At 61.4% G+C, this 20,799-nt stretch carries 16 protein-coding genes and 1 tRNA gene; 10 read left to right on the top strand and 7 right to left on the bottom strand.

The features are described 5' to 3' along the window. Nucleotides 1-641: 641 nt before the first annotated feature. Entirely contained in the window at nt 642-1,517 is an 876-nt protein-coding gene (locus I3253_RS19620; RefSeq protein ID WP_197919486.1) for a phosphotransferase, read from the top strand. A gap of 39 nt (nt 1,518-1,556) precedes the next feature. On the opposite strand, the gene I3253_RS19615 is transcribed toward I3253_RS19620, so the two are convergent. After that, entirely contained in the window at nt 1,557-2,807 is a 1,251-nt protein-coding gene (locus tag I3253_RS19615) for a hypothetical protein (protein WP_197919485.1), read from the bottom strand. Between the two features lie 394 nt (nt 2,808-3,201). On the opposite strand from I3253_RS19615, the gene I3253_RS19610 reads away from it, so the two are divergent. Together I3253_RS19610 and I3253_RS19605 are read left to right on the top strand one after the other, a co-directional pair. Then, nucleotides 3,202-4,248, top strand: a complete 1,047-nt coding sequence (locus I3253_RS19610) for a phosphotransferase family protein (protein ID WP_197919484.1) — start codon at nt 3,202-3,204, stop codon at nt 4,246-4,248. Continuing rightward, nucleotides 4,245-5,465, top strand: a complete 1,221-nt coding sequence (locus I3253_RS19605; RefSeq protein ID WP_197919483.1) for a GNAT family N-acetyltransferase — start codon at nt 4,245-4,247, stop codon at nt 5,463-5,465. Before I3253_RS19610 ends, I3253_RS19605 begins: the two co-directional genes overlap by 4 nt. A gap of 448 nt (nt 5,466-5,913) precedes the next feature. Here the strand turns inward: I3253_RS19605 and I3253_RS19600 are convergent, their stop codons facing one another. The 3 genes from I3253_RS19600 to I3253_RS19590 all read right to left on the bottom strand — a co-directional run bounded on the left by I3253_RS19600 (nt 5,914) and on the right by I3253_RS19590 (nt 9,096). Next, nucleotides 5,914-8,322 carry a GcvT family protein gene (locus I3253_RS19600; protein WP_197919482.1) on the bottom strand — a complete coding sequence of 803 codons (2,409 nt, stop codon included), beginning with the start codon at nt 8,320-8,322 and terminating at the stop codon, nt 5,914-5,916. A 188-nt stretch (nt 8,323-8,510) separates the two neighbouring features. Then, on the bottom strand, nt 8,511-8,696 hold the full coding sequence (locus tag I3253_RS19595) for a hypothetical protein (RefSeq protein ID WP_197919481.1): 186 nt from the start codon (nt 8,694-8,696) through the stop codon (nt 8,511-8,513). 7 nt (nt 8,697-8,703) lie between these two features. After that, complete coding sequence (locus I3253_RS19590; RefSeq protein WP_197919480.1) at nt 8,704-9,096, bottom strand: hypothetical protein; 393 nt, start codon at nt 9,094-9,096, stop codon at nt 8,704-8,706. Nucleotides 9,097-9,341: 245 nt separating this feature from the next. Between I3253_RS19590 and betC the strand changes: the two genes are divergently transcribed. Beyond that, nucleotides 9,342-10,874 carry a choline-sulfatase gene (gene betC, locus I3253_RS19585; protein WP_197919479.1) on the top strand — a complete coding sequence of 511 codons (1,533 nt, stop codon included), beginning with the start codon at nt 9,342-9,344 and terminating at the stop codon, nt 10,872-10,874. Between the two features lie 448 nt (nt 10,875-11,322). Here the strand turns inward: betC and I3253_RS19580 are convergent, their stop codons facing one another. Together I3253_RS19580 and I3253_RS19575 are read right to left on the bottom strand one after the other, a co-directional pair. Next, the gene (locus I3253_RS19580; protein WP_197919478.1) at nt 11,323-12,648 is read right to left on the bottom strand and encodes an aspartate aminotransferase family protein; all 1,326 of its coding nucleotides are present in this window, start codon (nt 12,646-12,648) and stop codon (nt 11,323-11,325) included. After that, nucleotides 12,645-13,403, bottom strand: coding sequence for a BKACE family enzyme (locus I3253_RS19575; RefSeq protein ID WP_197919477.1), 759 nt, complete (start codon nt 13,401-13,403; stop codon nt 12,645-12,647). Before I3253_RS19575 ends, I3253_RS19580 begins: the two co-directional genes overlap by 4 nt. A gap of 129 nt (nt 13,404-13,532) precedes the next feature. Between I3253_RS19575 and I3253_RS19570 the strand changes: the two genes are divergently transcribed. The 4 genes from I3253_RS19570 (at nt 13,533) to I3253_RS19555 (ending at nt 18,653) form a co-directional block, all read left to right on the top strand. Beyond that, nucleotides 13,533-14,432: a MurR/RpiR family transcriptional regulator gene (locus I3253_RS19570; RefSeq protein ID WP_197919476.1), complete on the top strand. Its 900-nt coding sequence runs from the start codon at nt 13,533-13,535 to the stop codon at nt 14,430-14,432. Between the two features lie 88 nt (nt 14,433-14,520). Beyond that, the gene (locus tag I3253_RS19565; protein ID WP_197919475.1) at nt 14,521-15,492 is read left to right on the top strand and encodes a TAXI family TRAP transporter solute-binding subunit; all 972 of its coding nucleotides are present in this window, start codon (nt 14,521-14,523) and stop codon (nt 15,490-15,492) included. Nucleotides 15,493-15,609: 117 nt separating this feature from the next. Further along, entirely contained in the window at nt 15,610-18,222 is a 2,613-nt protein-coding gene (locus I3253_RS19560) for a TRAP transporter permease (protein WP_197919474.1), read from the top strand. Then, entirely contained in the window at nt 18,219-18,653 is a 435-nt protein-coding gene (locus I3253_RS19555; protein WP_197919473.1) for a universal stress protein, read from the top strand. Before I3253_RS19560 ends, I3253_RS19555 begins: the two co-directional genes overlap by 4 nt. Here I3253_RS19555 and I3253_RS19550 read toward each other — a convergent pair. Beyond that, entirely contained in the window at nt 18,644-19,585 is a 942-nt protein-coding gene (locus I3253_RS19550; RefSeq protein WP_232237246.1) for a sugar kinase, read from the bottom strand. The genes I3253_RS19555 and I3253_RS19550 overlap by 10 nt on opposite strands. A gap of 162 nt (nt 19,586-19,747) precedes the next feature. Between I3253_RS19550 and I3253_RS19545 the strand changes: the two genes are divergently transcribed. Together I3253_RS19545 and I3253_RS19540 are read left to right on the top strand one after the other, a co-directional pair. Continuing rightward, nucleotides 19,748-19,837, top strand: a tRNA-Ser gene (locus tag I3253_RS19545). Nucleotides 19,838-19,936: 99 nt separating this feature from the next. After that, nucleotides 19,937-20,674 carry a DUF6538 domain-containing protein gene (locus I3253_RS19540; RefSeq protein WP_197919472.1) on the top strand — a complete coding sequence of 246 codons (738 nt, stop codon included), beginning with the start codon at nt 19,937-19,939 and terminating at the stop codon, nt 20,672-20,674. The last annotated feature ends 125 nt before the right edge of the window (nt 20,675-20,799 follow it).

The raw sequence follows: 20,799 nt of genomic DNA, 5'->3' as shown, positions 1-20,799 counted from the left end.
CCGAGGCCGCATACATCGCATCATACGTCGCGCCATCCACATGCGCCTGCGCGACAAGCTCGGGGGAGGGGGGGTAGCTGCGGGTTTCAGTGGTTTCAGACGACATGGAGGCTCCTCTCCTCGGGCGTGAATTTCGGCTCCGGACATGATCTGCCCAATCAATCATCGGGCATTATCCAGATGCGTATGGATCATACGCAGGTGTGAAAATAAGGAAATAAGGTACGGAAACATAACAAGGTTTTTGTAAAATATTTTCCATTTACCGGAACGAGTTTGTAAATAATTTGCCGCTTCACAGAAAATTTACTGCGTTTGCAAGGGCTTGGGACGCGCCTGATTTCGCGGCAAAGACCACGGTCGGTAAACGGGCCGGGAGTGTTAGCGCCCATACCCAATACTGGGGAGGTGTGACAAATCGTTTCAGAATGACCCGGCAGGCGGCGCAGGCGGAATCAAGCCGGGGTTCCGCGGCGTCATGCTGCCCGTGAATTGCCGCAATCAATCCCCGATTCCACCCTATGTTGACCCGATTTTCCCGCGATCCTGCACGATGAATACCCTGGCGCGAAAAGCCGGGAGCGGAAACTAGAGGCTGAAGACGGGCTGACAGGGCATGTCCCTGCCCCGGAGGGCACCAGATGAACATGACCCGAGATGCAGGCGCCCTGGTGGCGCAGCCGCAAAAGGGCCAATGGCACGACCTGGTTCGCGCGCGGCTGAACGGGCGGTTCGATGCGGTCGCGCGGATCGTCTCTGGCCGAAAGGCGGGGGCGGCGCTGGAATTTGACCTGCTGAAGATGCGTCACGGCACGCTGTCGCTGGAAGTGCGTGCCGGAGGGCGGCGGGCATTCCTGAAGCTGTTTGACACCGATCTGCCCGACCGCGCCTATCAACGCGAAAAAACCGCGCTGTGCGCCCTGCGTGAAAGCGGGCTGGTGCCGCGCATTCTGGCCTATTCGGATGGCCCCCGCTTTTTGTTGTGTGAGTGGTCGGCACCCGTGGCAGGCGCTGAACGCAATGGACCCGGAACACCTGTTGCCTTTGCCCGCCGCATGGGAGAATGGCTGGCGGAACTGGATAGCGTGGTGCCTGGCGAAACGGCATGTGGTAACTGGTACACCTATTTGCGGCAGTTCGGGCATTCCCTGGATCCGGGCCGGATAGCGGTGGCCCGCGAAATCCTGTCGGAAATCCCGCTTTGCGGACGCACGTTGTCACGCAATGACACGGCACTGACCAGTTTCGTGACCGGCGCCGAGGGCCACTTGATGGGCTGCGATTTTGAGCAGGCTCAGATGCGGCCGCGTGGCTGGGACTATGTTCTTGGGTATATTGGCCTGGCGGAACGGTTTCCCGAGCGTGGCGCGGAAGTTCTGGCGGCCTTTGCAGACGGGTTTTCCGGCGCCCATCGCGGTGCGCTGATCGTGGAAGAGCTGAACGTGGTGGCGCGTATCGTGCATAGTGCCCGCGCCGCGGCAGGGCACGGCGCGGGCAATGTGATCGCCTGGCAATAGGCCGGGCGGGCCGTTGGGCCGGCCCGGCGGATTGGGGTGTCAGATCATCTGGATCAGATCGTCTTCTGCATCGCCGGTACCGGAACTGGTGCCGCCCGAGGCGTTTTCATCGACATTATTGGTCATCAGCGCCATCACGTCGTCAAGCGTGACGTATTCCTGATCCTCTGGCGATGGGACAAATTCCGGCAGTCCGGCCGCCACGGCCTTGCTCGTTGAACCGGATGTGCCGCTTCCGCTGCTGCCCGATCCTTTGGTGCCGGAGCCCTTGGAGCCGGAGCCGTTGGTGCCCGATTCCTTAGAGCCAGAACCTTTGGAGCCGGAACCGTTGGTGCCCGATTCCTTAGAGCCGGAGCCTTTGGAGCCGGAGCCGCTGGTGCCTGATTCTTTAGAGCCGGAGCCTTTGGAGCCGGAACCGTTGGTGCCCGATTCCTTAGAGCCGGAGCCCTTTGTGCCGGAGCCCTTGGTGCCGGAGCCTTCTGTCCCGGTCCCGTCGCAATCGTCGTCGCCACCGTCATCGTCAGGGTCTTCGACGGTTTCTGTCGTCAGGTATTGATCCAGCGAGACTTTCGGTGGCAGTCCCGGGCCGTGGCCCTCCATGTCAATCACGTCCAGATCTTCGATCGTGTAGGTCGGGCTGGTCGGGTCTTCGGGCAGGCGGATTTCATTGACGTCGCTGAAATGCCCCCAGGCCACGCGATCGCCGTTTTCGTCGCGGAATTCGACGGAACCGCCCCACAGGCCGGTGTCGGGGTTTTGGCCGACATTGATGGTAAAGGCCGCGCCCGCATCGGACAGATCCAGAACCGTGATGGTTTCCGGCTCGTCTGCGGCATCGAATTCCGTTGCCAGCTGCGCATCGTACCAGACGGCAAAGCTGTCACCTTCGACACCGCCATTGTGGTAGGATTTGGTTGAACTGGCGCTGTCACGGCCACTCCCGCAACTATCTGACTTGCCGGAGCCGTTGTCCCTGGTGCCCGATCCCTTGGAGCCGGACCCTTTGGTGCCGGAGCCACGAGAGCCGGATCCCTTGGTCCCCGAGCCCTTGGTGCCGGATCCCTTGGTGCCAGAGCCTTTGGTACCGGAGCCTTTGGTGCCTGAGCCTTTGGTGCCCGATCCCTTCGATCCGGAGCCTTTGGTGCCACTCCCCTTCGACCCGGAGCCGCCAGAGCCGGAGCCTTTGGTGCCGCTGCCCTTGGTGCCCGACCCACCGGTTCCGTCAGGATCGTAAACGATGTCTTCGCTGTTCCAGTTGTTCTGCCAGTCTGTAAACCAACGCCGTGCCATGTTCGTGCCTCCGTTCAATCCACTGTCCCGGTGAGGCCCCCTCTCACACGGGTTGAAACTGCCACAAAAATCGTGGCGGGCACGCAAGGTGCCGAATGGACGGAGCCTAAGAGGCGCGCCCCATTCTTGACAAATTTTCGTTCAAATTTGGCCACTTCTGGCAAAAATCCCGGTTGAATTGGAAACAGTCCCCCTTAAGTCGCCGGGGATTGAGCGCGATTCGGAACCAATTGCGAATCGGGGTGAGCCGCAATGGGTGCCGAATCATCCTGGCGGCGTGGCATTGCCCCAGCTTGTCCTCATTCCTGTCGGATTTTGCGGCTATCAACCGGGGTCAGGTTAGAGTCCCGGCGCCAAGGCGCGGGGGTGTTGCGAGGTGAGCAGGGAGGCCAAGATGGCCGGAAACAAGCGAATAGACCGGATCGTGGCCAGCGCGGAAAGGCTGTTTGGGCAGCGGGTGGAGCGGGTTTCGGCGCCGGGGGGATCGGGGCGGGCGAGTTTTCGCGTGCACCTGCCGGATCGCATGGTGATCGCCACGTTGCGCCCCAATTTCCGGCGCACGCATCTGGAGGCGTTTGTGCTGCGGCGGCTGGAAGGCCAATGCGATCTGCAACCGCGCTGTCTGGGCGTGGATGGCGAGATCATGTTCCAGTCGGATGTGGGCGGACGGCGGCTGAACATGGAGATTGCCCTGGCAGAGCCCGGGCAGCGGCTGGACCTGGCGGCAGAGGCGGTGGCCTCGATCCTGCGCATTCAGGCGGCGGGACGGGCGGCCGGGTTGCAGGATGCGATACCGCATCTGGGACAGAACCGGGACTGGGTGGAAAACCTGGCGCGCGGCCCAGAAATGCTGGCCGAGTATTCCGAAGGGCGCATCATGGGGCTGGAGCGGGACGCATTCTGTTCGGCGCTGGATCGTCCGGGGCGCCAATTCGTGAAATGGGATTGCCGGTCCGGCAACGCGGCGATTGGCGGGGACGGCGTGCTGCGCTGGTTCGACTTTGAATATTGCGGCGCGCGTCACGGGGCCGAGGATCTGGCCTGGCTGATCGGGGACGAGGCCTGGACCGTGTCGCCCCAAGACATGGAGCGGATCGTGCGGGACGGGTTCGATCCCGCCTGCGGCGTGCCGCTTGAAGATTACATGGGCTATCTGTCGCTTTACCTGACCTTTCATTGCGCGCAGCGTCTTGGGCTGATCGTCAAGGAAGCGCGCAAGCGTGGCTGGCTGAGCAAGGCCAAGGTGCGCAAATACGACGATGCCGGGGTGCACCCGGAATTTGCGATGCAGATCTGCCGGGTGGGGCGCCATTTCGCCGACCGCAACAGACTGACCGCGCCGATTGCGCGCGACTACGAGGAGGCCGAGCAGGTCTTTGTGGGGATCCTGAGAGAGGGGTATGCCCGTGCCGGGCTGCTGCCAGAGGAGATGAGCGCATGAAACATGATGCCGCCAGCGTGGACCGCAATGGATTGTATGTGGATGTCGTGGATACCTGGGCCGGGTTTCGCGCATTGAAACCGGCCTGGGAGCGGCTTTTGGCGCTGGACCCTGAATCGACCGTGTTCCTGAGCTGGGACTGGCTGGCGCGGGCGTTTCGCGACAACGCGTTTCGCTGGAGCGTGTTGGTGGTGCGCGAGGCCGAGGACGCGCAGGAGGTGATGTGCATCCTGCCGCTGAAGTACCGGGTGCACTGGAGCCGCAGCCAGGAAGAGTTTCACACCGAGATCGAAGCGGGCGGGCGGCTGTTGTGGAGCGAATACACCGGTTTCCTGTGTCATCCGAGCTTTGAGGCGCAGGGGTTGGAGGCGGTGGCGGTCAAGCTGGCGCAACTGCCCTGGACGCGGCTGTCGATGCGGTATGTTGCACAGGAGCGGCGCGCGAAAATGTTCGTTGACGCGATGGAGCGGCGCGGCTGTGTGGGCGCGTTCCGGGAGTACAGGATCAACAATGGCGAGACCGACAACCTGGTGTGTCCGCAGGTCAGTCTGCCGGATGATTTCGAGACCTATCTGAATGAGCAGGTCAGCGCCAATCGTCGTCAGAAATGGCACCGGTTCCAGCGCCAGCGGATCGGCAGCGGGCAGGTGCGGTTCGAGGTGGCGGATGCGCACAGCGCCGAGGCGGACATCACCGCCTTGCTGGATTTGTGGATGGGCCGCTGGGAAGAGGAAAAGGGAACCGCGTCGGCGCTGAAGGCGGCGGGCAATTATGGCGATGTGCTGATGGCGGCGCAGGCGCAGGGGGATCTGTACCTGCCGCTGTTGCGCAGCGAGGATCGCACGCTGGGCGCGCTGGGCCATGTGGTGGACCGGGCGCGGGGGCGGGTGCATTTCATCATCGCCGGCCGCGATGTGGCGGCCAGAGACCCGTTCATCGGGGCGGCCCTGCATTTTCACAGCATCAAATGGGCCATCGAAAACGGCATGACCCTGTATGATTTCTGTCATGGCAACGAAGCCTACAAGTATTCCTTTGGTGCCGAGGATCGTGAGGTGCAGTATTTTGTTCTGCGCCGCAAGCGTTACAACCCGCATCTGGCGTTTGACTCGATCGGGACCGGCGAGGCGCTGCGTCGGGTCGAGGGGTTTCTGAAGGACGGCAAGACGGAGCGGGCCGCACAGGGCTGTGCGCAGTTGGCACGGCTGTTGAGCTAGGGTCAGGACCCATCAATCCTGCACCACTGGCGCCAAATCCACGAAATATCGGTGGTTTGGCGCGCGCCGGACATAGTGGCTCTGTTTCCAAGCGTGCCAAGCCGCTGAAATGAAGTGGATTTGGCGTCCTACGGATTTGACGGATTTGCCGCCTGACGTCCTTTCAATGCCTTGAAATAGAACCACTATTCCTGCGGCATTGTACGTAGTCAGACAGCAAATCTGTCAAACCAGGCGCAGGATTGATGGGTCCTGACCGTAGGCGTGAGTTCTCATCAGTTGTTGAGTCGATCCACCTCTGAGAAGCTGAAGTTTGTTACAACCGAAGCTCATCAGGGAGAACCGAGTGAACATGCACAAGAATGCCCGGCTCACGCCGAAAGGTCGAGAGGTGTTGATCGCGCGGCTGGCGCGTGGGGAGCGCCCTGGCGCGGGCCAGGGCCCATGATCAGCCCCGCATCGCCCGGCCAGCGGGATCATGGGGAGAAGGCGCGATCACGCGGGCCTGCCGGGCCGCGCCCACAACATGCACGGTCAGTTCCGTGCCGATTTCGGCCAGGTCGCGTTCCAGCATCGCCATGGCCAGCGATTTCCCGACCGTATGGCCATATCCGCCCGAGGTGACAAAGCCGACGCGCTTGCCGTCGTTCCAGACCGGTTCATAGCCGCTGGCATCGGCATCGGTGGCGTCGATTTCCAGCGTGACGAGCCGCTGGGCGGGGCCATGGCCGTCGCGTTCGGCCAGCGCGGCATCGCGGCCGATGAAATCGCCCTTGTCCCATGCGATCCAGCGATCCAGGCCGGTTTGCGCCGCCGTATAGGCCTGGGTGAATTCGGCACTCCAGATGCCGAAACTTTTTTCAAGCCGCAGGCTGAGCATGGCGTTGAAGCCGATTTCCCGCACATCAAGCCCGGCCCCCGCCGCCAGCAGCGTTTCGCGCAGGGTGATGTGTTCGGCGGCGCAACAGTGGATTTCATAGCCAAGTTCGCCAGTGACCGAGAGCCGCCCGACCTTGCAGCGCAGCAGGCCGATATCGAAGGTGCCGCAGCCCATGAAGGGCAGGTCCGTGAAGGCGCCGTCCGTGGCGCGCGCCATCACCTTGCGGGCGTCGGGGCCGGACAGGCTGAACCCGGTGGTGGCGTCGGAGATGTCGCGCAGGACGACGGCGGTGTCCATGTGATCGTGGAACCAGCGCATGTGCCATTCGCGCAGGTAATAGCTGCCCATGATCCACCATGTTCCGTCGCCCCAGTTGAACACCGTAAGATCGCCCTTGAGCCGTCCGTCGGGCGCCAGCATCGGCGCAAGGCGGGCGCGGCCCGGTTCGGGAAGGCGCGACGCCATGATCCGGTCCAGCCAGACCCGGGCGCCGGGGCCGGAAACTTCGAAGCGCGAGAAGCCGGAGATGTCGAGCAGGCCGACCGACCGGCGCGTGGCGCGGCATTCGGCGGCGACGATGTCGAACGCATTGGAGCGTTTCAGGGTGGGGGTTTCGGAAAATCCGGGAGTGGGCGCAAAATAGAGCGGCACCTCCAGCCCATAGCTGACCCCCCAGCGGCAGCCCGCCGCCGTCATCGCGTCATGGGCCGGTGCCTTTTTCAGCGGGCGTCCGGCGGGCAATTGTTCGTTGGGATAGGTCATCACGAAGCGGCGGGAATAAAACTGGCCTGTTGTCTCTCTGATGAAACGCTTGTTTTGGGCGTAGTCGCCGAAGCGCGCCACGTCCATGCCGAACACGTCGGCCTCGGGTTCGCCGTGGATCATCCATTCGGCCAGCGACTTGCCCACACCACCGCCCTGAAGAAAGCCCGCCATCACCCCGCAGGCGCACCAATAGCCCGGTTTGCCACGCACCGGACCGACCAGCGGGTTGCCGTCGGGGGCAAAGGTGAAGGCGCCGTTGACCCATGTTTTCACACCCACCTCTTGCAGGGCGGGGTAGCGTTCAAAACCCAGGATCAGCTCTTTCTCGATGCGGTCGGTGTCTTCCTGCTGAAGCTCGAACCCGTATTCCCAGGGCGCGCCGTCCATCATCCAGTGGTCGTGATCAACCTCGTAGATGCCCAGAAGGATGCCTTTCTGGTCCTGACGCATATAGGTGAAACCTTCGAGATCGACGGTCATCGGCACCTCAAAGTCGATCTGTTCCAGTTCCGGGATACTGTCGGAGATCAGGTAGTGGTGGTTGAGCGGCGACACCGGCAGTTCGATCCCGGCCATGCGGCCCACCTGCTTGGCCCAGAGCCCGGCGGCGTTGACGACGTTTTCGGCGTGGATCGTGCCCTTTTCGGTGACGACCTGCCAACCGCCATCAACCTGGTGCAGTTCCAGCACGCGGTTATGTTCGATCACCTCGCCACCGTATTTCCGCGCGGCACCGGCATAGGCGTGGACCGTGCCGGTGGTATCGACATAGCCTTCGCGGTCGGCCCACATGGCGCCGAGGATGCCATCGGTGGACATGATCGGGCAAAGCTCGCCCGCCTCTTGCGGTGTGACCAGCCGGACATCTTCGATGCCGATGGACTGGAAGGTGCGGTAGGCCGATTGCAGCCATTCCCAGCGGTCTGGCGTGCCTGCCAGCGTCAGGCCACCGGTCATGTGCAGGTTGATGTCCTGACCGGATTCGCGCTCGATCTCGGACAGAAGGTCGATGGTATAGGCCTGCAACGCGGCGATATTGGGATCGGCGTTGAGCGCGTGGATGCCCCCGGCGGCGTGCCAGCTGGATCCCGCGGTCAGCACCGAGCGTTCGATCAGGCAGACATCTTTCCAGCCGAACCTGGCCAGGTGGTAAAGGACCGAGGTGCCAACGACGCCCCCGCCGATCACAACGGCACGGTAATGGGTTTTCACGTGCTTCCTCCCTGGTCGGAACCTGCCACAAGCGCCGTCTGGCGGGAACTGGACATGTTTATCCAATGTAGCCGCATCCTGGACGGGTCTGTCCAGTGAGTCGTGGCATCAGGCCGTCGAGGCGCAATGATGCGTATCGGTTGGATCAGGGATTGCCGGTTGGATCGTGCAATGGCGCGGGGCGCGGTTTATTGAAACGGATCCGCGCCCGAGCCGGAGTTGCGTTTGTTGCGGAAAGGGTCGCCGCCGGTGCCGGCATCAAACATCTGGATCTGGCAGTCCATGGTTTCCTGCATCGCCACATAGGTGCCGGTCAGTTTCAGGCGGGCGATGCTGTCGCCCTGATAGGTGAAATTCACGACGGTCATGCGCATGAATTCGTCAATGAACTTGTTGGCCTTGTCCCCTTCGAAAGGCACATCGACCACGAGAAAGGGGATGTTGCCAATCCAGAGCCCGCGCGCATTGCCCGTCCAGGGCGACTTCGTAAAGCTTTTCGCCTTCGATCGAGCGCCAGTCGGCATTACCCACCATCAGGCCGAAATCTCCCTCTTGCGGAAAGAACTGCGCCCGCAACAGGGCGCCGCCATCATAGGACGTGACCATGAAGCAGCCATCATCGGTGGTGCGGTCGACCCCTATATACCAGCCGCGCACGTCTTGCTTCCATGTGACTGTTTCATCTTCGGCCCGGACCGGTTGTGCCGTTGAAACGGCGAGAGCCGCAGCAAGGCAGGCACCAAAGGGGCGGAAAGGAAAAGGTTTGCTGGCCATGGGGCTCTCCTTGCGGGTAACGCTGTTTTCAGAGTGCCTCGCGCGGTGGCAAAGTTCAAGTTAGAGGACGCTTGACCGGGGAGGCGCGCGCGCGCCATGGTCCTGGTCAGAAGGGTATTCTTGCAGGGCAGATGCCATGAACGCCGATCCGTCCCCGGGGCATCCCAGGATCAAGCCGATGCATTATCAGCCGCCGCCAGGCCTGGCGGTTCTGAAAATGCAATGGTTTGAAAAGGAGAAAGCACATGGAAAAACGCCCCAATATCGTGGTCATCATGGCCGACCAGCTGGCGCCGCATTTCTGCGGCACCTATGGCCACCGAACGGCCAGAACCCCGCATATGGATGCGCTTGCCGCCAGGGGGACGCGGTTTGACGCCGCCTATTGCAACAGCCCGCTTTGCGCGCCTTCGCGCTTCAGCTTCATGTCCGGGCAGCTCATCAGCCGGATTGCGGCCTATGACAACGCGGCCGAGTTTCGCGCGGCGGTGCCGACATTCGCGCATTACCTGAGCGCGCAGGGCTTTCGCACCTGCCTGTCGGGAAAGATGCATTTTGTCGGCCCCGACCAGAAACACGGGTTTCAGGACCGGGTGACAACGGATGTCTACCCGTCCGATTTTGCCTGGACACCGGATTGGGAAGCGCCCGACGAGCGGATCGACAAGTGGTATCACAACATGCAGACCGTCAAGGAAAGCGGTGTGGCGCAGGCGACCTATCAGATCGATTACGACGAGGAGGTCGGTTTTGCCGCGCGGCGCTGGCTGATGAATATCGGGCGCGCCCGGACGGGGGGGGATCGATCGCCCTTCCTGATGGTGGCGAGTTTCATTCACCCGCATGACCCCTATGTGGCGCGGCCTGAATTCTGGGATCTGTATGACGACGACGACATCGATCTGCCGGAATTCGTGCTGACGCCCGAAGAGCAGGATCCGGGATCGCGCCGGGTGATGGACGGGATCGAGGCCAGCTATACACCGCTGAGCCAGGACGAGGTGCGCCGGGCGCGGCACGGGTATCTGGCCAATGTGAGCTATTTCGACAGCAAGATCGGCGAGATCGTCAGGACGCTGGAAGAGATCGGCGAGTTGGACAACACGATCGTGATCGTCACCGCCGATCACGGCGACATGCTGGGCGAGCGCGGGTTATGGTACAAGATGAACTTCTTTGAGCATTCGGCCCGCGTGCCGCTGATCATGGCCGGGCCGGGGGTGGCGCGGGGCGCGGCGGGAAATGCCTGTTCGCTGGTTGATCTGTTGCCGACTTTCCTTGAGATCGCCGGGGCGGATGAGACCGTATTGGGCGAGCCGGTGGATGGGCGCAGCCTGTTGCCGCTGGCGCGGGGCGAGGATGATCCGGTGGATGAGGCGATTGGCGAATACTGCGCCGAGATGACGCCGTGGCCGGTGTTCATGATCCGGCGGGGATCGTTGAAATACATCCACTGTGACCCTGATCCTCCGATGTTGTTTGATCTGTCGGTGGACCCGTTGGAAAAGGTCAACGTGGCGGCACACCCGGCCTACGGCGAGGCCGCAGCGGCGTTTGCAGAGGAAGTGGCGCGGCGCTGGGATAGCGGGCAGCTGCGCGCCGATGTGATGGCCACGCAGAAATCGCGCCGGGCGCTTCATGCCGCGATGGCGGCGGGGGCGGGGGAGCATTGGGATTACAACCCGCCCAGCGATGCCAGCCAGCAATATGTGCGCAATCACATGGACTGGACCGTGGCGGACAAGGTGTATCGGTTTCCTCCGGTTGAGAGAGAGTAAGGTGGTGCACGCAAAGCACCTGGGCCGGGTTAACAGCGCCGCAGGTGCTCCGGCAATCGCCTGCCCGCTGCGGGGGGCTGGCGCTCCTGAGAGGCTGGGCGCAGCGGTCTGATTTCGTCTGGACCTGGCGCGATAAAGTGGCAGGTCCGGCCCTTGTTTCGCCATCCCGCTGGCAGGAGATGGCCTAGGCTCAGGACCCATTAGTCCTGCGCCACTGGTTTAACAGATTTGCTGTCTGACTACGTACAATGCCGCAGGAATAGTGGTTCTATTTCAAGGCATTGAAAGGACGTCAGGCGGCAAATCCGTCAAATCCGCAGGACGCCAAATCCACTTCATCCCAGCGGCTTGGCACGCTTGGAAACAGAGCCACTATGTCCGGCGCGCGCCAAACCACCGATATTTCGTGGATTTGGCGCCAGTGGTGCAGGATTGATGGGTCCTGACCCTAGCCCGGAAACACCTCGCGTATCGCGGTCTCAAGGCAAGCCAGTGCGCCGTCCAGTTCCGCTTCGGTGGCGATGAAGGGCGGCGCAAGCAGCACGTGATCGCCGTGTTTGCCGTCGCGTGTGCCGGGCATCGGATAGCAGATCAGACCGTTGGCAAAGGCGGCTTTCTTGAGTTTGCCTGCAAGGCCAAGTGCCGGATCGAATGGCATTTTGGTCTCGCGGTCGGCAACGAATTCTATACCCCAGAACAGCCCGCGCCCGCGAATGTCGCCGACATGAGGGTGCTGGCCAAAGCGGCGGCGGAGCTGGGTTTGAAGATACTGGCCCCGCGCGCGCACCTGTGCGGGCAGATCGTTGTCCAGCAACTCGCGCACCACCGCAAGCCCGGCGGCGGCGGCGACAGGGTGGCCAAGATAGGTGTGGCCGTGCTGGAAAAACCCGGTGCCGGCGGCGATGGTGTTGTAGATGTGGCTGGAACACAGCATGGCGCCGATGGGCTGATACCCCGCGCCCAGACCCTTGGCGATACAGAGGATATCGGGCGCGATGTCTTCGGCGTCACAGGCAAACAGATGCCCGGTGCGCCCCATGCCGCACATGACCTCGTCCAGGATCAGGAGCACGCCGTATTTGTCGCAAATCTCGCGGATACGGGCATAGTAGCCTTCGACAGGGGGGACGGCGCCAAGGGTGGCACCGACAACGGGTTCGGCAATGAAGGCCATGACGGTATCGGGGCCGAGGCGCAGGATTTCATCTTCGAGTTCCTGCGCCACGCGCTGGCCGTAGGCGTGTTGCGATTCATCCGCCCCTCGCTCGGCATATTCGTAGCAGGGCGCGATATGGGTGACATCCACCAACAGGGGCGAGAACTGTTGACGGCGCCATGCGTTTCCGCCCGCAGCCAGCGCGCCAAGCGTGTTGCCGTGATAGGACTGGCGGCGCGCGATCAGGTGGCGGCGTTGGGGTTCGCCGTTCTCGATATGGAATTGGCGCGCCAGTTTGATCGCGCTTTCGACGGCTTCCGAGCCACCGGAGACAAAATAGACCCGGTCCAGATTTCCCGGCGCGTTGGCGATCAGAAGGTCGGCGAGGTCTTCGGCGGGATCCGAGGTGAAGAAGCCGGTATGGGCAAAGGCGAGCCTGTCCAACTGGTCCTTGATCGCCTGGGTCACTCGTTGGTTTGAATGGCCCAGGCAGGACACAGCAGCGCCGCCGGAGCCGTCGAAATAGCGTTTGCCGGTCGAGTCGACGAGGAAACAGCCGTCCCCTTTTGCGGCGATGGGGGCGGCGGCATGGCAGTGACGGGGGAAGACGTGGCTCATGTCGGTGCCCTTTCGAGCTGTTGGATGAGGGAGGCAACAGAGGCGGCGTTGTCGGCGTGCGGCGAACCGGTCGCGTCAACAAGGCTGTTTTCAAAGCCGACGCGCAGGTTGCCGCCCAGCCGCGCGGCGTGGACCAGGCAGGCATGTTCGCGCGGGCCAAAGGCGCAGAGCATCCATTGGGGGGCGTCGGGAAGGGCGGTCAGGAATGGTGACAGGTCGGACGGGTCCGAGATTTGCCCGGCGCTGTAGCGGCCAAGGACAAACAGCACGCTGGTTTGATCGGGGTGCACGATGCCGCGCGACTGCCAGTCTTGCAGCAGGGCGATGTCGCCGGTGTCGTAAAGGATGTGCTGCACCTCGCATCCCATATCCGCACAGGCGGCATAGACGCGGGGGGCAAGATCGGGATCGCGGGCAGTTTCACGCACGGCGACAGAGGCCCAGCCGGGGCGAAGCTGCCGAAGGCAGGCGAGCTGCTGATTGACAGAGTAGAGGCCGGCGGCCTCGGTGGTGATTTGCAGGCGCATGTCCGGGACGGCATGGGCGAGTTCATCCAGCGCCTCGCGGTAGCGGCCCGCATCAAGCGAATGCGCGCCCGATGCGTCGCGCACATGCAGGTGGAGGCCCTGAGCGCCCGTATCATGGCAGGCGCGGGCGGTGGCCAGGATTTCCGGCAGGGTGACGGGCAGGGCGCCGTGATCGGCCTGGGTGCGCCGTGCACCGTTGGGAGCGACCATGATGAAGGGCTTTGGCATATCGGGTCTCGTTAGGCCCGTGGTGGGCGTGAAAACTGCCAAAAAGCATGGCGGAAAACCAAAAACAGTCAACGGGGACGAAAAATAACGTATGTTTTTCGAATATTCCGTGACGGAGGGCGATTCGGCATGGACCCGACGCTTAAAAACAGAACGATTTCAAATCTGAAGGCGATTTTGCCGGATCTGTCTCCACGGTTGCGCACAGTCGCAAAATACATTGTGGACCACCCGTCCGATTTCGGGCTGGACCCGATCCGGGAGACCGCGCGCAAGTGTGGTGTCAGCACTTATACGTTGGTGCGAATGGCGGAACGCAGCGGATTTGACAGCTATGACGAGATGCGCGAACCGTTCCGGCAGGCGCTGGTGTCAGCCGTGCCAGTGATGGAGCGTCCCGGCTGGATCGATAGCTTGCATGACAGCGGCGACCTGGGGCGGGTGCAGGCCGAAGCGTCGATGAATGCGATGTCGATCGTGCAGCGCTCGCTGGAGCGGCAAGACCCGGCGCGCATGAGCCGGGTGGTGCAGATGCTTCTGGAGGCAGAGAACGTGTACCTGACGGCGGTGCGGGCCAGCTATGCAATGGCCTACTATTTTCATTACGTCGGACGTATGGCTCTGCCAACGCTGCAATTAATACCGCGCCACATGAACAGCGCGATTGACGAGTTGAACCATGCGGGGCCGGGGGACGTAATGATCGCGATCAGCGTGACACCCTATTCGCGTGAAACTATCGAGGCGTGCAAATTTGCCCTGGCGCGGGGGGTTCGGTTGGTGATGGTGTCCGACAGTGACGTGATCAGTTCCGAGTTTTCGGCCCATGAAACGCTGGTGGCCTCGGTAATCACGACCCATCATTTTGGTTGTTTCAGTGGCGTCATGGCGGTGCTGGAAACTTTGCTGGCGCTTTTGGTGGATCAGGGCGGCGCGGGCGCGCGGGCGCGAATCAAGTCGTATGAAGATTTGAGAAAGGACAACAACGCTTACTGGATCGCGCAAAAAAAAACATTAGTTTTTGGGTGACAGCCGAAATAACTTTGGCCAGCTTAGGGTGTACAAAAGACGGCGTTTGCAATGCGCCGTGTCAAAAAACAGACGGGAGAAATCGAAAATGAACATCAAAACAACAATTTGCGGCCTGGCGACGGCAGTGAGCCTGGCGCTGGGCGGCGCGGCCGCGGCGCAACAGACTTTCGTGACCATCGGCACCGGAGGCGTGACCGGCGTGTATTACCCCACAGGCGGCGCAATCTGCCGTCTGGTGAACAAGGGGCGCAAGGAACACGGTATCCGTTGCTCGGTCGAGTCCACGGGTGGATCGGTTTACAATATCAACACCATCCGTGAAGGCGAGCTGGAATTCGGCGTTGCACAGTCGGACTGGCAGTACCACGCTTATAACGGCACGTCGAAATTCGCCGATGCCGGACCTTTCGAAAACCTGCGCGCGGTCTTTTCGGTGCATCCCGAGCCGTTCACCGTTGTCGCGCGTGCCGACAGCGGCATTACGAATTTCGATGATCTGAAAGGCAAGCGTGTAAACATCGGCAACCCGGGTTCGGGCCAGCGCGGCACGATGGAAGTGCTGATGGCTGCCAAGGGCTGGTCCACCGACGATTTCGCGCTGGCGACCGAGCTGAAGGCGGCGGAACAGTCGGCGGCGTTGTGTGACAACCAGATCGACGCGATGGTCTATACGGTTGGCCACCCCTCGGGATCGATTCAGGAGGCGACAACCGCCTGTGATTCCGTGCTGGTGACGGTGGATGGCCCCGTTGTTGACCAACTGATTGCGGATAATTCGTTCTATCGCGCGGCGACCATTCCGGGCGGCATGTATCGCGGATCGGACAATGACACGATGACCTTCGGTGTGGGCGCGACCTTTGTCACTTCGTCCGATGTCAGCGATGACGCGGTGTATGCCGTGGTGAAATCGGTGTTCGAGAATTTTGACGACTTCAAGAAGCTGCACCCTGCATTTGCCAACCTGAAGCCCGAGGAAATGATCCGGGACGGTCTTTCAGCACCGCTGCATGATGGTGCGGCCAAGTATTACAAGGAAAAAGGCTGGATGGAGTGATCCTGGCCGGCTGATACTTTCAAGACTGAAAGGGGCGGTGCGCCGCCCCTTTTTCCAATAAGGAGCGCGCCCCGAGGCGCGCCGTTGCTGCGAAAGCGGATTTCAGGGAGAGATTGCATGGCCGATAAAGACAGCGGCAGCCGCGCGTTGAGCGAGGACGAACTTCAGGATCTGGTGGCGTCCACCGATGCCGGAGCACGAAATCCGGTGGGGCCTGTTGGCACGCTTCTGGCAGTTGTCGCGGTCGTGTGGTCGCTGTTTCAGGTTTTGCTGGCCTCGCCGATTTCGAACTACGTGCTGCCGGGAGATCTGATCAACAACAGCCGTCAGATTCACCTGGCCTTCGCCATTTTCCTGGCTTTCATGGCCTATCCCGCACTGCGCTCTTCGCCGCGCAGCTACATTCCGGTCCAGGATTGGGTCATGGCGCTGGTCGGTGCGGGCATCGCGATGTACGGGTTCATATTCTACCAGAAGATCGTTGATGCCGGCGGTTTGGCGGATGACATGGACAAGTGGTTTGCCCTTGTCGGCCTGCTGCTGCTGTTCGAGGGTGCGCGCCGGGCGCTTGGCCCGGCTATGGCAATCATCGCGATGATCTTTCTGGTTTACGTGTTCTTCGGGGCCTCCGAGTGGATGCCAGAGGTGATCCGCTGGAAGGGGGCTTCGCTGAAAAAGGCCATGAGCCATATGTGGATCACATCCGAGGGTGTATTTGGCATCGCGCTGGGGGTATCCACCAAGTTCGTGTTCCTGTTCGTGCTGTTCGGTGCGCTGTTGGAAAAGGCGGGGGCCGGGAATTATTTCATCAAGATGGCGTTTGGTGCGCTGGGGCATTTGCGCGGCGGTCCGGCCAAGGCGGCGGTTGTCGGATCGGCCGCGACGGGGCTGATCTCGGGCTCGTCGATTGCCAATGTCGTCACCACCGGGACGTTTACCATTCCGTTGATGAAGCGGGTCGGGTTTTCCGCCGAAAAGGGTGGTGCGGTTGAGGTGGCGTCATCGGTCAACGGGCAGATCATGCCGCCGGTGATGGGGGCCGCCGCCTTTTTGATGGTGGAATATGTGGGTATCTCTTATGTCGAGGTGATCACGCACGCCTTTTTGCCGGCGGCAATCTCTTATGTCGCTCTGGTCTATATCGTCCACCTTGAGGCGGTTAAGAACAATATGCCGACGCTGGGCAACCGGGTGGTGAGCCTGGGCAAGACCGTTGGTGGAATGGCACTGTTTTTCGCGGGTTTCGCCGGGCTGAGCTATGGGGTGCAGTACCCGGTGCGGTGGATCACGTCGACATTGCCCTCGTCCGGGCTTGTGCTGACGGCGCTGATCATTCTGGTTTACGTCGCGCTTTTGTGGCTTGCCTCCAAGGGACCGGACCTTGAACCGGATGACCCCAATGCCGAGGACGTGGAATTGCCCGTGGTGGGTGAAATCTACAAGACGGGCCTGTATTTCCTGTTGCCGATCATCGTTCTGGTCTATTTCCTGATGATCGAACAGAAATCGCCCGGCCTTTCGGCGTTCTGGGCGACGATGCTGTTGTTTGTCATCCTGCTGACCCAGCGCCCGTTGAAAGCGATGTTCCGTGGCGAGGGTGCCCTTGGCGATGCGTTCAGGGCTGGCTTTGGCGACCTGTTGCAAGGGCTGATCGACGGCGCACGCAACATGATCGGGATCGGTCTTGCCACCGCAACGGCGGGCGTGATCGTGGGCACGGTGACGCTGACCGGAGTGGGGCAGGTGATGGCCGATCTGGTCGAGTTTCTGTCAGGTGGCAACCTGATCCTGATGCTGGTGATGGTCGGGCTGCTGAGCCTTGTGCTGGGTATGGGACTGCCGACGACAGCGAATTATATCGTGGTGTCGTCGTTGATGGCGGGCGTTGTGGTGGAACTGGGCGCGCAGAACGGGCTGATCGTGCCGCTGATCGCGGTGCATCTGTTCGTGTTCTATTTCGGGATCATGGCGGATGTGACACCGCCCGTGGGGCTGGCCAGTTTTGCCGCCGCCGCCGTGTCGGGCGGGGATGCGATCCGCACCGGATTTATCGCGTTCTTCTATTCGCTGCGCACTGTGGCGCTGCCATTCGTATTCATCTTCAACACCGATCTTTTGCTGATCGATGTCGGATGGGTGCAGGGGATAACCGTCGCCGTGGTAGCCACGATCGCGATCCTTGTCTTTACGGCGGGCACGATGGGCTATTTCCTGACCCGCAGCCGGATCCACGAGAGCGTGCTGTTGGTGGTGGTGGCCTTTGCCCTGTTCCGGCCGGATTACCTGATCAACCGCATTCAGCCTCCGTTCGAGATGGTCGAACCGGCGCGGCTGGAAATGGCGCTGGAGGCGGCGCAGGATGGATCCGAATTGCGTGTGATCGTGGCGGGGCCGGATTTTGACAGCGGCGAGATGAAGGAAACTACGCTGGTTCTGAAAATCGTCGGCGACGGATCGGGCAGCGACCGTTTGACCGAATTCGGGCTGTTGCTGATGGAAGAGGATGGGGCCGTGAAATTGGACGAACCCATGTTCGGTACGCCCTTTGCGGATACGATGCAGGGGTTTGATTTTTATGCCGACGATCCGGTGGTGATCGCGTCGGTCAAGGCGCCGGCAGATCAGTTTCCCAAAGAGATCATGTACATACCGGCGCTGTTGCTTCTGGGGCTTGTGGCCCTTGCCCAGCGGCGGCGTCAGCGCAAGGAACCAACGGGAGAAATGGCATGACCAAACATGTGCTCTGCGCCATCGACCTGACGCATAAAAGAGAGTCGGAAGAGAAATTGCTGCTTCAGGCGGCGGACCTGGCCAAGCATTACGGGGCGACGCTAAGCGTTGTTACCGTGGTGCCGGATTACGGCATGTCGATCGTGGGGTCGTATTTCAAGGAAGGCACGCTCAAGGCGGCGGCCGAGGCGGCGAACGAAAAGCTGCACGCGCTGGTGGCCGAGACCCTGCCGGATTTCGGACATGTGCAGCACATTGTCGAAGTGGGAACGGTTTACGAGCGGATTCTGGATGCCGCCACTCGGTCCAAGGCGGATCTGGTGGTGCTGGGGGCGCACAAGCCTGACCTGATCGACAAGCTGCAAGGGCCGAATTCGGCCCGGGTAGCGCGACACGCACCCTGTTCGGTGCTGGTGGTGCGTCAGTCCTGAGGCATCCGGTCGGGCGGGATAATGGCACCCCGGCACCCGATCACCCGCGCGGCGAGTGCGTGGCCCCGCGCCATGGCAGTGCTGTCATCGTGGCCCTGAATCAAGGCTGCCAGATAGCCAGCGTTGAAGCTGTCGCCGGCGGCGGTGCTGTCTACCACATCGACCGGAAATCCGGGGGCGGGCGGCGTCGGGTGTTTGCCAGAAAGATCCAGCGGTCCCTGGGCCCCCCGTTTGAGGGCGCCCCGGGTGATCCCATAGCTCTTCAGCCGCTCTAGCGCGGCGTCTTCGCTGGCATCTTCGAACAGCGCCATTTCGTCATCCACGGAGGGCAGCGCGATATCGGCGCCTTGCCACATGCGCGCCGTCAACATGCGCGCGGTATTCACATCTTCCCACAGGGCGGGGCGGTAATTGCTGTCGTAAACTACGGTTCCGCCATTGGCCGAGAACTGCTGGAGATAGGCGATCAGCCGGTCACGGCTTTTGGGCGGGAGAATGGCAAGAGAAATCCCCGACAAAAGGATCATGTCGAGCGCATCCAGCGCCGTGGGGGCAATCGTGCAGGGCGGCGTGAACAGGGTGCGGGCCGCGGCGGCCGAGCGCCAATAGGAAAAGCTGCGCTCGCCGTGTTCGTCGGTGTCGATGGCATAAAGGCCGGGCATCATGCCGGGGCGGGTTTCTATGAGCGTGTCGTCAATCCCATGTGCGGTCAGCGCCGTAAGAATGCGCAGGCTGTAAGGGTCATTCCCCAGGGCGGTAACATAGGACACCGGCACTTGCGCCGGTCGCAACAGCCGCGCGAGGTATACCGCGCTGTTGTAGGTATCCCCCGCCACGCCAAGCTGCGCCGCGCCGTCTTTGTCGGCAATCAGTTCGATCATCACCTCGCCAAGACAGGCGACAGAGCGGATAGGGCGTTTGTTTCGGGTCATCTGAAAAGCCTGTTTTGCGCTAACATTCACACCGCGCGCACAGTGACCTTTGGGCAAGAGATGTCAAGCTGTTCCTTAGCCGGGTGCGGCTGGCAGAAAATTGGGCGATTGGGTTGGAATCGATCTTGTACTTCGGAGCGGAGCGGGGATATACCCGTCGGCGGAGACGTGGCCGAGTGGTCGAAGGCGCTCCCCTGCTAAGGGAGTAAACGGGAAACCGTTTCGAGGGTTCGAATCCCTTCGTCTCCGCCACTTGACCTGTAACCCACTGGTCAAAATACAGTTTTCCAAGAGCGAAACTGGCAAATCCGGCTCCTGCTACAGAACACTGCTACAGTGGGAGCGCCAAGGATGGGCATTACTCCGCATCTAGTGCTTCGCGGCACGACATATTATTTTCGCATGGCCGTGCCCCGCCACCTCGTCAAAAAGGTTGGTCGGGCCGAGGTCTCGACCTCTCTGAGAACTGTTCATCGCAAGGAGGCGACGCTAAGGTGTCGCTATCTAAGCAATTCGTTGGACGTGTATTTTCAGGGGCTTGGAATGCAGGATGGCCCGAGCATCGAGGACATTGACGCCGAGATAAAGGCGTACTTCCAGCGGGCGCTGAACTGGTCGCTGGAGTACAACCTCGTGTTTGTCGATGATCTGGATGTTGCCGAAGAGGCTGAAGGGTTGCCCAAGCTGATCGAGGAATACCAAGGCCAGCTCAAGTCAGGCAAGTTCAGTCAAACGGTGCAGAGCGACGCAAACGAACTCTTGGCCCCCTTACTACCCAGCGGAGGCAAGGCCGATCTAGGAGCGATCAGACACGCCTGTCGCGGTATCGCTATGGCAAAGATCGAACAATATCGGCGTCTCATCGGTGATCTGACCGGGGAATACCCTGCTCTTGGAGCGGGTGATCCCCGTTTTGCGGGAATGGTGGCCACCGACCTGCCACCGATGGATGGGGACGACTTAGCAGGCAAGCCCGAAACGTTGCAGTCAATTGCAGAAAAGTACCTCGAATTTAAGAAGAAGAAAGGGGACGACGCGAAAACGCGGTCGGACTTCGATATTTCCATGCGGTTGGTGCAGGCCATCTGACCTGCCACGGGATTTTTCCTCCACCGTTGATTAGAGTCCGACCTAACGTGAGGACGGACAATGAAGCGAACAAGATTCACGGACGAACAGATCATCGGCATCCTGGCTGAGCACGAGGCGGGCGC

It is taken from the genome of Thiosulfatihalobacter marinus (assembly GCF_016019955.1).
In the GTDB taxonomy this organism is placed as follows: Bacteria; Pseudomonadota; Alphaproteobacteria; order Rhodobacterales; family Rhodobacteraceae; genus Shimia; species Shimia marinus_A.
Note: the sequence above shows the minus strand (reverse complement) of the source record. Positions and strands in the feature narration are given on the sequence as shown.

Excerpts from the sequence above, each read along its gene's own strand:
- I3253_RS19555 (WP_197919473.1), top strand. The coding sequence starts at position 18,219 with ATGACCAAACATGTGCTCTGCGCCATCGACCTGACGCATAAAAGAGAG.
- I3253_RS19565 (WP_197919475.1), top strand. The coding sequence starts at position 14,521 with ATGAACATCAAAACAACAATTTGCGGCCTGGCGACGGCAGTGAGCCTG.
- I3253_RS19595 (WP_197919481.1), bottom strand. The coding sequence starts at position 8,696 with ATGCGCATGACCGTCGTGAATTTCACCTATCAGGGCGACAGCATCGCC.
- I3253_RS19540 (WP_197919472.1), top strand. The coding sequence starts at position 19,937 with ATGGGCATTACTCCGCATCTAGTGCTTCGCGGCACGACATATTATTTT.
- betC (WP_197919479.1), top strand. The coding sequence starts at position 9,342 with ATGGAAAAACGCCCCAATATCGTGGTCATCATGGCCGACCAGCTGGCG.
- I3253_RS19605 (WP_197919483.1), top strand. The coding sequence starts at position 4,245 with ATGAAACATGATGCCGCCAGCGTGGACCGCAATGGATTGTATGTGGAT.
- I3253_RS19610 (WP_197919484.1), top strand. The coding sequence starts at position 3,202 with ATGGCCGGAAACAAGCGAATAGACCGGATCGTGGCCAGCGCGGAAAGG.
- I3253_RS19620 (WP_197919486.1), top strand. The coding sequence starts at position 642 with ATGAACATGACCCGAGATGCAGGCGCCCTGGTGGCGCAGCCGCAAAAG.
- I3253_RS19570 (WP_197919476.1), top strand. The coding sequence starts at position 13,533 with ATGGACCCGACGCTTAAAAACAGAACGATTTCAAATCTGAAGGCGATT.
- I3253_RS19580 (WP_197919478.1), bottom strand. The coding sequence starts at position 12,648 with ATGAGCCACGTCTTCCCCCGTCACTGCCATGCCGCCGCCCCCATCGCC.
- I3253_RS19550 (WP_232237246.1), bottom strand. The coding sequence starts at position 19,585 with ATGACCCGAAACAAACGCCCTATCCGCTCTGTCGCCTGTCTTGGCGAG.
- I3253_RS19590 (WP_197919480.1), bottom strand. The coding sequence starts at position 9,096 with ATGGCCAGCAAACCTTTTCCTTTCCGCCCCTTTGGTGCCTGCCTTGCT.
- I3253_RS19575 (WP_197919477.1), bottom strand. The coding sequence starts at position 13,403 with ATGCCAAAGCCCTTCATCATGGTCGCTCCCAACGGTGCACGGCGCACC.
- I3253_RS19615 (WP_197919485.1), bottom strand. The coding sequence starts at position 2,807 with ATGGCACGGCGTTGGTTTACAGACTGGCAGAACAACTGGAACAGCGAA.
- I3253_RS19560 (WP_197919474.1), top strand. The coding sequence starts at position 15,610 with ATGGCCGATAAAGACAGCGGCAGCCGCGCGTTGAGCGAGGACGAACTT.